Genomic DNA, 11,547 nt, shown 5'->3' with positions numbered 1-11,547 from the left:
CAAATAAGAAATTCAATAAAATAAGGATATAAAAAAAGCCCTTTCTTATTGAAAGGGCTAAACATTATTTATAATATCAGAAGTATTTATTTGCTCTTATCATCCTTAATTTTATCCGCATTAATTTCGACTTTCAATATGAAAAGGTCAAATTCTTCATCAATAGGAAGGAATTTATAAACTAACTTCTCTCCTGTTTTTCTTGCAATATCAATTAACCCAAGACCTGCTCCACCTTTATCAGAAAGCTTGCCGTGCTTGATTTGTTGCATATACATTTTTTTCAATTCTTCAGCACTAGCAGCGTTTACTTCATCAATAGCACTTCTTAAATCTTCCACTTTATCTCTTGCAACCTTATTGCTGGTGATTACATAATAGATATCCTCCTTGTTTCCAATAACGAATAATCCATTACCAATTTGAGCATCAGTAATTTCATCTGAGTGTTTATTCATGTTTTGAAGTGTCTCCACCATCACATGATAAACTCTTTTCTTTACATATCTATCCTCTTTTTTACGTTCCATGTCTGACTCAGCCATAGAAGTAAACATCTTAGTAATTTCGTGATTAAATTCTCCCAAATAAACTAGGGATATACCATTCCCTTGCATTTCAGAAAAAAGACTAAGCACCGATTTGATGAAGTTTACATTTAAATCCATCTTATTTCCATTTGTGTTATCTATCATCAATAATTATTTTTTATACTTTGGATCAACTTGAAATACAAATTTTCCTCAAAATAGGGGATTTTTTTTGAAATATCAGTCTATTCCTAAATCAATTGTGTCAATTGTATTTTCACTATTCTTTTTAGCTCGGGATTTACTTTTATTTACGTTTCCGAAGGTATGGTTGATTCCAAATCTAAAATCTACTCCACGCCCTTTAATAGGATTAATAATTGATCCCAAATCATTGGTTGCAAGTACTAACTGAAATGGAATTAAATTAAGTGTCATACCAGTCCCGAAGTTATTTACTCTTCCATTCATCACTGTAGCCGATAATCCAAAATTAAAGAAAGTACCTCCCTGAAAATTATACATGGCTGTAAAAGCAGGAATAATAGCACCTTTGAAAAATTCAGAATAGAGAATTGCCGAAGCTGTTTGTCTTTCACTTAATTCATACGAAGCACCAGCATAAAGCTTTGCTGTTAAAGCCGTAGAAAATGACTCATTTTTAATACTCTGAATGTCTAAATCACTAATTGCGCTATCTATTTCATCTATCACAGATAAATCTTCTCCATTTATAAGTTCAACTATATCTGCTCCTTTAAAAGTATATTGAAATTCAGGAACATTTAATCGATTCGTATAATTGGATCCCCATTTAATAAAACCAACATCATTCAAACTGGCAAAGAATTTAATTTTCTTAGTGAAATCATAAGTTGCTCCCAAATCCAATCCAAAACCTCTGTTTGCCAATAATGAACCAATAATATCTTCTTGATCATTATCCTCATTTACTAAAGCTCCAACTATTCCCGCAGTTCTAATATCAAAGGAATTGCTATTCACCTGAATAGAATCACCTCTAAAATCATCGTTTCCAAATGTTCTCAAGCTTGCATCAAATGAATTTAAATCAGCATAAGCATGACCAGCCAAATATTTTATTCGAACACCTATTGTCATTTTTCCTGCTAATATTTCGCGCCCATGAGAAAGTCCAACTTCAGTATACCCCATTGTTTTGGTAGATAACCTACTTAAATCCGCTAAGCCATCCTCTAATTGACCTGAGGCATTTCCATATAGTGGTAAAGCAAATAATTCTCGAGGTAAACTAAACCTGGAGGAAAATTTAGTATTAATACTGAAGGCCGTATAACTAGTAGTACCTCTAACTCCCAAATGAAAAATATTGACAGTATTTCCTGTTGAAATACGATTATTCCTTCTCAAATTATTGAAGATATTATCAGTATCAACATTTCCTTCTGCATCTTTAGAGAAAAGGATTGCCATGTTGGTGAAATTCTGTGCAGTATTAGTATGAAAGCCTGATAAGCCAGGAAATCCCATTGAAAATTTATAATCCGGTAGAATAGCTGGATTCAAATTATTAGCCTGAGGTAAAGTCTTAATCAATCCGTAGGAGATCATGTCAGACTGACCAAAAACCTTAGTATTTGTAAGGCTAAAGGAGATTAAAAGTAGTGTGTATATAATTTTTTTCATAATAGTAAGTTCTTAAATCAAAACTCTACAGTATATTGAGCTTGAACAGCTAAGTTAAATTTTACGGCTGCATCAGCAGAGATTCTAACAAAATCATCAGGCGGTGTTGGAGTACTTGTAGCCAAGGTTGCTCTAATTCCGACCCTTCTAACTCTCTGCAAATCCTCAAGATTACCTTCTAATTTAATGATATTGCTGATGGCTTCAGGCGAAGTAGTAGAGCCTCCTTTTAAAAGCTCCACTCCATCGAACAAATTTCTAACCACCATACTATCTTCATCTAATAAATCTGCTGTTAATACTAAATCAAGCGGAAGTGAGTTGGTAGAGGTAAATTTGAAATATGCGTATTCGGTATCTTGAGCATCAATTCCATCAATAGAGAAAGATTCATTTATTTCTAAACCACTCAATCTTAATTCTAAAGGGATATTGACTTCATACCCCACTTGTATATAAGAATCTCGTGTTACATAATTGCGAGGAGAATTATTTGGATCTATTAATCCATCAATCTGTAAGGAAACTGAATCTGGTAATGAATTAACGATCTCTTTAAATTGTGAATCAAAATCTGTTTCAGATTCTGCAACAGAACCTTCTTCTGCCTGTGGCAATAAAATAGCACTGTTAATAGGCTCTGGAGATGGCCGACCATCATTGTAGGTCGTAAAATTATTTACATCGAATCGAACGGGTAAACCCATTGAATTTTTAAGAGTCAACTTAAATTGAGGGTTATTTAAATAATATTCAATATCACCTAATAATTCATCCTGATTAAAAAAGTCTGTATTGATCGTATTCTCCTCTGTGCTGATATCTTGCGAAGGCAAATCACCATATAGAGCTCCGTAATCCATATCTCGGAAACTAATAGTTAAATCAATACTATTTTCCCCAAATACCAAATCCTGATCTACCCTGGTAATTTCTATTTCAAATGAAACCTTCACTTTAGATAAAGTAGAATCCTCTCCAAACTGAAAATTTATATTTCTAAATTCACTTGCTGATTGAGCAGTAGAGATTGGATCTTCTCCAACATTGTAATTAAAAAAGTTACTGTAGCCTGGAATTGGATTATTAAATGGATCTTCCAACGAATACGATAAATCGATATCTGCTGGAAAGTTCTCTTCAACCTGCGAAACTAAATTACCTCTATCAATTACAATTTCAGAAAGACCACTTGGTTGTGGATAATCAACAAATACCTCTTGAATAACGATTACAGAACCGTTAGCATTGAATAAATCAATCTGCTCTTGAGTTAAAATCAATGGCGGAACAACTATGGTTTCATCATTCAATGAAAAATAATCAGAGGCCGACTGGCTAAAAAGACTATCTTCAGTGATGTTAATAACAATCGTGTTCCTTTCATCAGTATTAAAATTAATACCCGCTGCTTCAGTTTCTAAAATATCCTTTAACGTAAATTCAGAATCTACTAAAGGAACTCCTAATTCAGGGCTCCACTGAAACCCTTCGCCTAGCTCTAAATCTTGCAATTCAGAATAGCAGCCTGCCATAGACATGGTCAGAAATAAAGCAATAAAATGCCTATACTTTCGAGAAATCTTTTTCATATTTCAATAATTATACCCAAAACTATTAATAATTGAATGATATTAATAAAATATAGCAATAAAAAAATATGAAATCGTCATTGTTTTTCATTGGAATTTGCCCATCTCATCCTATTTCTGATGAGATTCATGGAATAAAAGAGTCGTTTCATCAAAAACATGAAACCAAAGGCGCTTTACGTTCAAAAGCCCATATTACACTACAAATGCCCTTTAAATTCTCACAAAATAAAGAGTCAACATTGATCCAAAGCTTGGAAGATTTTTTTGGTGGAATGAAATCATTTGAAATACAGCTGGATGGTTTTGGTAAATTTGAACCTAGGGTGATTTTTATAAATGTTGTTGATAACCCCAGATTAGATGCTATTCAAAAATCACTCGCGCATTTCATGAAGAAATTTCAAATTTTTGGGAGTACACATAAAAACAATGGATTTCATCCTCATATTACCGTAGCCTTTAGAGATTTAAAAAAAACAACCTTTTATAAGATTTGGGATGAAGTCGAAAATGTTCAATTTAAAAAAAGTTTTAGAGCTGATACAATTACGATTTTCAAGCATAATGGCGTAAGCTGGGATATTTATAAAGAAATTTCATTGCAGTAGCATTTTATTTATTGAATTTTCTCTACTAAATTGAGTTATAAAATTTTATTTCAACCTAACGCTTGTTATAACATGCAAAAGCTGTTTATCTGGCTTCGCAATTTTTTCGGATTTTCGAGAACAGAATCCAACGGATTTATCATTCTTCTTATACTCATGGTGCTTATTCTATTTGCGCCTTTTATCAATAAAAAAATATTACTTCTTCAAGATAAAAAACTTAGCTCCAAAGAAGACCAAAGAAAACTTAGCTTATTGTTAGAGGAGATTTCTTCAAAAATTGAAGTAAAAACTATGCCTTCAGAAACTACAAGTTATAATATCTTCGATTTGAATAAAGATAACTCAAAACAGTTAGCAAGCGCTGGTATTCCAAAATATCTTGCTGAAAGGATAGTTAAATTCAGAGAAAAAGTAACCCCTTTTTATTCTAAAACCGATTTATTAAAGATTTATGGTCTTGATAGCGCACTTTACCAAAAGCTTGAACCGTTTATTAGAATAAGTAAAGTGGAAAAAAAGCCATTACCCAAAACTACTATTAAGACCGAGAAAGAATATTCGAATGATTATCAGAGGTCAAGTGATGATTTTGTTGAAGTAAAGAAGAAAGAAAAGCTGCAGCCTTTTAATATAAATGAAGCTGACAGTTTTCAGCTTCGAAAAATATATGGTATTGGGCCAGCTTACTCCAGTCGGATAATAAAGTATAGAGAGTATTTAGGAGGTTTTTATTCTTTGCAGCAACTTGAAGAAGTATACGGACTGAAAAAAGAAAATATCGATTCTTTGAAAAAGTATATTTTTCTTGATGAAAAATTAAATGTAAAGAAACTAAAAGTTAATACACTTAAAGCCGATAGTTTGGTACAACATCCTTATATTTCCTACAAAGAAGCAAATTTGATTGTTAATTATAGAAATCAACATGGATCGTATAGTTCAGCTGAAGAGCTCTATGAAATCAAAGTTTTAGACAGCAATTGGGTAAAAAAAGTGACACCCTACCTTTCATTTGATTAAGCATTTGCCAAACATGAACAAATGATGTAATAATTTCATAAATTGATTCTTTGCTAAATACAAATGTATGCATGATATCTTAAGGTACTATTTAAAAAGACTCACCAATCTTTCGGGAAGTAACCGCTCACTATTGCTTCTTCGATTGATTTCTGATCAGACCTTAGATTTGCATGATTTTGATTTTTTGCTGAATAAAAGCTCTTTTTCTTTAATAGAAGATCTTATTGCACGAAAAAAACACATCCCGTTAGCCGCTATTTCTGATTCTCGGCTCGAGCAGAATAACATCATGAGCCAAAAATTGAAAAAATTAAAAAGAATTGAAAAATTCATTTATGATGAAAGAGGAGCGAAAGATTTGTATGTAGGCTGGCCTTTTGTAAGAGGAAAATTCCATGGTGGTACATCTGTTCGCTGCCCGCTTATTTTTTTTCCTATTGAGATTAAAGAAGTTAATGACCAATGGGTGGTGGAATTAAGAGAAGATGTTAATATCACATTTAACAAATCCTTTCTTTTGGCTTATGCCCATTTTCATGGAGTTAAAATTAGCGATGATTTAATAGAAAAAGTATTCGAAATTTATGATCCGGATAGCCGGGTTTTCAGAACAGATTTATATCAAATCTTTAAAGAGAGTCCCATCGAAATAAATTTTAATCAAGATACATTCTTGGATGTTTTACGACCATTTAAAAATTTTAAGAAGTCGGACTTTGAAGAGCATGAAAAGGAAGGTGAATTAAAGCTTTTCCCAGAAGCAGTTTTAGGGATTTTCCCTCAAAGCGGTTCCTACTTAGTACCTGATTATTCCTATTTGCTTGAAAAAGAGCAGCAAGTGCAGGATATTGAGGAGTTTTTTCTAAGCAGAAATCCTGATAAAGAATCGGAAGATCCTTCAGACTATGCTCAACGCTATCGTTTTATTGAGAGCGTGAAAGAAGAAGAAACATTTTCAGTTTTCCCAATGGATGCTTATCAAGAAAATGCATTGAAAGCTGTTAAAAAAGGAAATTCTTTGGTAGTTCAAGGGCCTCCAGGAACAGGAAAATCTCAGCTTATCAGCAACTTGGTCACTGATTTTATCGCAAGAGGTAAGAGAGTTTTAGTAGTATGCCAAAAAAGAGCTGCGCTTGATGTGATTTATGATAGATTGAAATCTATCGACATTCATCCTTTTACAGCTTTAGTTCATGATTTTAAAAATGATAGAAAATCCATTTTTGAACAAATACAAAATCAAATTGATAGACTGGAGGAATATGAATCCAAAAATAATGGCTTAGATTCTGTTCAAATTCAACGAGAATTCTTAAAATTAAGCAGAATAATAGACCAAATTGTTGAGCAAAAAGAGGAATATCGAATGGCTCTATTCGATGAATCAGAATGTGGTATTTCTGCTAAAGAATTATATCTAAATTGTGATTTCAACCAACCTAAGATTGGTTTAAAACAGATTCATAGACACTTTCATAAAAAGCAAATTGAAGAATTCGCTTCAAAACTTATTCATTTCCAATCTTATGTCGATGATTTTAGTACGGATGATTTCATCTGGCAAGATCGAGTAAATTTCAAAGATTTTGGTTTAAATGATAAAAGTGAAATAGTAGCACTATTACAAAAAATCCCATCTTATTTTCAAGAAACTGCCACTAAATCAAATGAATTAGTGGGGTCTTCTATGTCATTGAAAGAATTTGAGGATGTTGTTCAACATAAGAAAAAATTAAAATCTTTAGAAACATTACTGGATTCAGCTTCTTACGAATATTTTTTGCACATGCTGAATTATTCGGATGATAACACCAATGCCCTATGGCTAAGCAATACACAACGGGTTATAAATAATTGCTTTAAAGATGGTGGAATAGAAAGTAGTTTGCCATCCAAAGAACTGGGAACATTACAAAAAGTCATCCAGCTTAGAAGACAATCTAGGCAACAGCCAACAAAATGGATTCGCTGGCTTCTTTTCGCAAAGGAAAAATATTTTTTGAAAAAGGTGTTGTTAGCCAACAGTTTGCCCGTAAATAATGGTGGGGTAAAAGAATTGGAAAAAAGATTAGATAATAGATTGAACTTCGAGCACAATCTTACTAAACTTAAAAAAGAAACTTGGCTCAAAGAAATTCCGGATACAAAAAATCAAATCGCTTTAAATCAATGGTTTCAAGAGCAAATTCAAGCGATTAAAGCAAAAGAAATTATTATATCCTTTACAAATTTCAAGGTGTTTTCATTGACAGAAGGTAATAGACTGGGTGACTTTTTAGCGAAAATTAAAGCACTTATTTCCCTTTCTGAAAATACAATAAATGAAAAAAATAAGTGGAAAAAATATCTGACTAGAAAACAAATAGACCAATTAGAACAGGAAAGATTGCCTGCAAGCTACATCAAAACATTTCAAAGATATTTTGACGAGCTTGTTCATTTCGATCAGCTTTATGAAAGCCTAGAAGACTATGAAAGAGAAGTTGTAAAACTTTTGAATGATAGCGATATTTCAATTGACCATACCAACATCAAAGCTATTTTTCAAAATAGTATTTACCTAGAGTGGATCGATCATATTGAAACTAAACACCCAATTTTAAGAGAAGTTTCCACCCGTAAATTTGATAATCAAACTGAGGAACTTCAATCAGCCATTGAAGGTAAATTAAATCTGAGCAATGAAATTTTAAATCTCAAATTAAGGGAGAAAACATTTGCTAATGTCGAATACAATCGATTAAATAACAGAATTTCATATCGAGACCTAAGTCACCAAGTTACTAAAAAGCGTCAAATTTGGCCGATTCGAAAAGTAATTCAGGAGTTTCAAGAGGAGTTATTTGATCTTGTTCCATGCTGGATGGCAAGCCCCGAATCGGTTTCTGCTATTTTCCCTATGGAGGAAATTTTTGATTTGGTCATTTTTGATGAAGCCTCTCAATGTTTTGTCGAAAAAGGGATTCCGGCCATGTATAGGGGCAGACAAGTAGTGGTGGCGGGTGATGACAAACAATTGAGTCCGAATGACCTCTATAAAGTAAGATGGGAGGAAGAAGAAGTGGATCATCCTGATCTGGAAATTGACTCACTTCTAGATCTAGCCAATAAATATGTAATGAATTTGCAGCTTGCTGGCCACTACAGAAGTAAATCTTTAGACCTAATTGAATTTTCCAATCATCATTTTTATAAAGATCGGTTAAGACTTTTACCCGATTTTCATTATATCAATGCTGCAGACCCTGGCATTGATTACATAAAAGTAGATGGCATATGGGAGCAAAACGCCAATGAAATCGAAGCCCTTAATGTGGTGGATATAATAAAAGAGTACCTACACAATGAACCAGAAAAAGAAATAGGAGTTGTGACGTTCAATGCCCCTCAGCAAGGCTTAATTTGGGATATTTTGGAAGATCAAATTGCGCAAGGAAATTTAACATTGCCAGATAAATTTTTTGTCAAAAACATTGAGAATGTACAAGGTGATGAGAAAGATATTATCATTTTCAGCACAGGATACGCTCCTGACAAATCGGGCAGATTAAAAATGCAATTTGGCAGTATCAATGCCCCAAAAGGAGAAAACAGATTGAATGTAGCAATCACAAGAGCTCGTGAGAAGGTGGTCATTGTAAGTAGTCTTTATCCTGATCAATTGAAAGTAGATGACGCCAAAAATAATGGCCCGAAATTATTGAAATCATATTTACAATATGCCTTGGACGTTTCAAAAGGAAACTTCAAGCCTAAACCGAAACCTTCAAATAATTTCCAAGGTAGCTGGTACTTGAAAACTAAAGTAAGGGGAGAATTAGAATCCACTGTGAAAAGCATTAAAGCTGAAGAGGAATTACCATTTGCTGATTTAAGCTTTAAAGACAAAGACCAATACAAAGGATTATTACTTACGGATGATAATCTGTTTTATGATAACCCATCAGTAAAAGATATTTTTGCTTATACTCCTTTCCTATTATCCAAAATGAATTGGCCCTACATTCAAATCAAAAGCCGAAATTTCTGGAACGATAAAGAAGAACTGATGGAAAGAGTAGTGCAATTTGTGAAAAGGAATTAATTCAAATATTGTTGAATTCCATTTTTAGCTTCTTTTAGAAAAAATAGTTTATTCTCTTCGATATTATAAATAGTAGGGTAAATATCTATCTCAATTTCTGAAACTATTTCATTTTCTTCATCAAGAATCACATTTGTCGCTTTATTTAAATTAAATGAGCTATTTAACTCAATCTTCACAGCTCTTAGTTCATCTATTTTAGTAATGACAAAAAGCGTTTTGGGATAATTATAATAGTTTTCCAATAATTCTAAAGCCTCTCTTGAACATCCAAGACATCCTTGATGAGGTATAAAAACAACTCTCTCATAGTTTTTGATTTTTTGTTCAATCAACTTTGGTACTTTAGCTTTTTCTGAACAAGAGAAAGTAAAAAACACTAAACAAATAACAACTACTAAATCAAACTTTCTCATTATCATCAAATTGGAAACAATCAAAAACTAATTCATCTTCATTTTCAGGAATTTTTGCCATATACAATCCTTTTTTTGTTAGAAATACCATGAAATGATAATATTTCAAATGCGGAAACTCGATCTCTTTTTTCACATTTAAATCTGAGTCTAAAACCATTAATGAAAATGGTTTTAAGTTCTTCTCATCATAATCTTGACTATCTATATACCTTTCTGGAACCCTTTGCTCTACAATTCGGTAATATTCGTTTTTATATTTATTATAATAAATTCTACCATATTGTGGATTCGTAGTAAATATTGCATGACTCTTTTTAAAATCTCTTGGCACCTCATCTACCGGTTCTGGTTTAATAGTATACTTACTAGGAGCTGAAATAAGCTTCGTACCATTAAAATCACCAACAGTTAAATCTGAAATGGGTGGCCAGCTAATTACGAATTTCTTTTGCTCTGAATTATAAGTATAAAATTTGTCAGATAAATTCGGCCCCCAAAGATTACCTTTAATTTTATCAGGATAGGTGATTGAATAAGCAATTTCTTCCGTTTCAAGATTTAATCTAGTCATTAAATCATTTGCCTCATAAAATGATTTGGAATTATAATCCCTATAAGGAGTACTGGCCATATAAGCAAAGGGCAATTCAATGATAATCGGTTGCCAGGTCGTGGCATAAGGTTTTGGTGCATTGTCTCTATTTAAATCATACTTTTTAATTACATTGCCAGAGAAATCTAGCTCATAAAATTTGAATTGATTAGAATTTAATACATAAAGTTTATCCTCATAAATTCTAAACATTCTAACTTTACCTACACCATTGGGACCTTCTTCTTCTAACTTAACTTTTTTTTCTAATTTAGTCGTCTCCAAATCATAGAAGTTAATCTCATTCATGGAAGCATTCATCATGGCCAATTGATTCTTACCCTCAAGATACTGAATATTGGGAGATTTGATAGGAGTTGTTGGATCTAGCTTAATCTTAAATGAATCCACTATAAATGAGGAAACCGAGGAATCAAATATTAAACTACTTTGATCCTTATTTTTATTTGTGTTTTCTATAGATTGATTTTGGCAACCAGTTAGGTAAAGTCCTAATATTATAAAAAATAGAAATGCCGATTTCATTTGAAAGAGTTAACTTTAAATTAAAAAATAAGAAGCTGCCGGATATGTAGCTTCTCGAAAATAAATTTATGCTAAACAATCTTCTTGAATGATAACAATAACTGTCCTGCAATCGCAAGCTTGACCATCACAAGACCTATTACCACATCCGTCATCGCTGTAGGTTCCAGTTGGTTCTGCTGTTTGTGCATTCAAATTAATTGAAGACAATCCAGCCATAAAAAGGATTGTCATGGCTAATGTTAAGGTTTTCTTTTTCATAAGAATTAAAATTATTTGTTAAAAATAATTTAGTTGATTCAAACGTAAACATATGTATTAAAAAAAAAAGGATTTACTTAATTAGTCGACCCTTAAAAACTATTTAATACATTGATTATCAATTATTTAATTAATAAAAAGCTTTGATTTTTTTGCAAGTTTTCGTATTTTCCTGACAGAAACCTTGCAAATATTGATGCATGAAACCCATTAAAAAA

Annotated in this window: 9 protein-coding genes; 3 read left to right on the top strand and 6 right to left on the bottom strand. The window is 32.3% G+C overall.

The genetic code is table 11. The annotated features are described in order from the left end of the window. Positions 1 to 86 precede the first annotated feature (86 nt). From VFM92_RS07610 to VFM92_RS07600, 3 genes are all read right to left on the bottom strand, one after another. Positions 87 to 695, bottom strand: a complete 609-nt coding sequence (locus tag VFM92_RS07610; RefSeq protein ID WP_325121604.1) for a SiaB family protein kinase — start codon at positions 693 to 695, stop codon at positions 87 to 89. Positions 696 to 770: 75 nt separating this feature from the next. Then, positions 771 to 2,198, bottom strand: a complete 1,428-nt coding sequence (locus tag VFM92_RS07605; RefSeq protein WP_325121603.1) for a DUF5723 family protein — start codon at positions 2,196 to 2,198, stop codon at positions 771 to 773. 17 nt (positions 2,199 to 2,215) lie between these two features. Next, complete coding sequence (locus VFM92_RS07600) at positions 2,216 to 3,790, bottom strand: hypothetical protein (protein ID WP_325121602.1); 1,575 nt, start codon at positions 3,788 to 3,790, stop codon at positions 2,216 to 2,218. A 68-nt stretch (positions 3,791 to 3,858) separates the two neighbouring features. On the opposite strand from VFM92_RS07600, the gene VFM92_RS07595 reads away from it, so the two are divergent. From VFM92_RS07595 to VFM92_RS07585, 3 genes are all read left to right on the top strand, one after another. Then, positions 3,859 to 4,401: a 2'-5' RNA ligase family protein gene (locus tag VFM92_RS07595; protein ID WP_325121601.1), complete on the top strand. Its 543-nt coding sequence runs from the start codon at positions 3,859 to 3,861 to the stop codon at positions 4,399 to 4,401. Positions 4,402 to 4,557: 156 nt separating this feature from the next. Beyond that, complete coding sequence (locus VFM92_RS07590) at positions 4,558 to 5,424, top strand: helix-hairpin-helix domain-containing protein (RefSeq protein ID WP_325121600.1); 867 nt, start codon at positions 4,558 to 4,560, stop codon at positions 5,422 to 5,424. Between the two features lie 67 nt (positions 5,425 to 5,491). Beyond that, complete coding sequence (locus tag VFM92_RS07585) at positions 5,492 to 9,511, top strand: DEAD/DEAH box helicase (protein ID WP_325121599.1); 4,020 nt, start codon at positions 5,492 to 5,494, stop codon at positions 9,509 to 9,511. On the opposite strand, the gene VFM92_RS07580 is transcribed toward VFM92_RS07585, so the two are convergent. The 3 genes from VFM92_RS07580 to VFM92_RS07570 form a co-directional block, all read right to left on the bottom strand. After that, on the bottom strand, positions 9,508 to 9,927 hold the full coding sequence (locus tag VFM92_RS07580) for a hypothetical protein (RefSeq protein ID WP_325121598.1): 420 nt from the start codon (positions 9,925 to 9,927) through the stop codon (positions 9,508 to 9,510). The genes VFM92_RS07585 and VFM92_RS07580 overlap by 4 nt on opposite strands. Then, a complete protein-coding gene (locus VFM92_RS07575; protein WP_325121597.1) occupies positions 9,914 to 11,068 on the bottom strand; it encodes a DUF4221 family protein in 1,155 nt (384 codons plus the stop codon). Before VFM92_RS07575 ends, VFM92_RS07580 begins: the two co-directional genes overlap by 14 nt. A gap of 66 nt (positions 11,069 to 11,134) precedes the next feature. Then, positions 11,135 to 11,329, bottom strand: coding sequence for a hypothetical protein (locus VFM92_RS07570; protein ID WP_325121596.1), 195 nt, complete (start codon positions 11,327 to 11,329; stop codon positions 11,135 to 11,137). Between the last annotated feature and the right edge of the window lie 218 nt (positions 11,330 to 11,547).

Source organism: Marivirga sp., assembly GCF_035704835.1.
Classification (GTDB): Bacteria; Bacteroidota; Bacteroidia; order Cytophagales; family Cyclobacteriaceae; genus Marivirga.
This window is presented reverse-complemented; position numbering and strand designations above follow the sequence as displayed.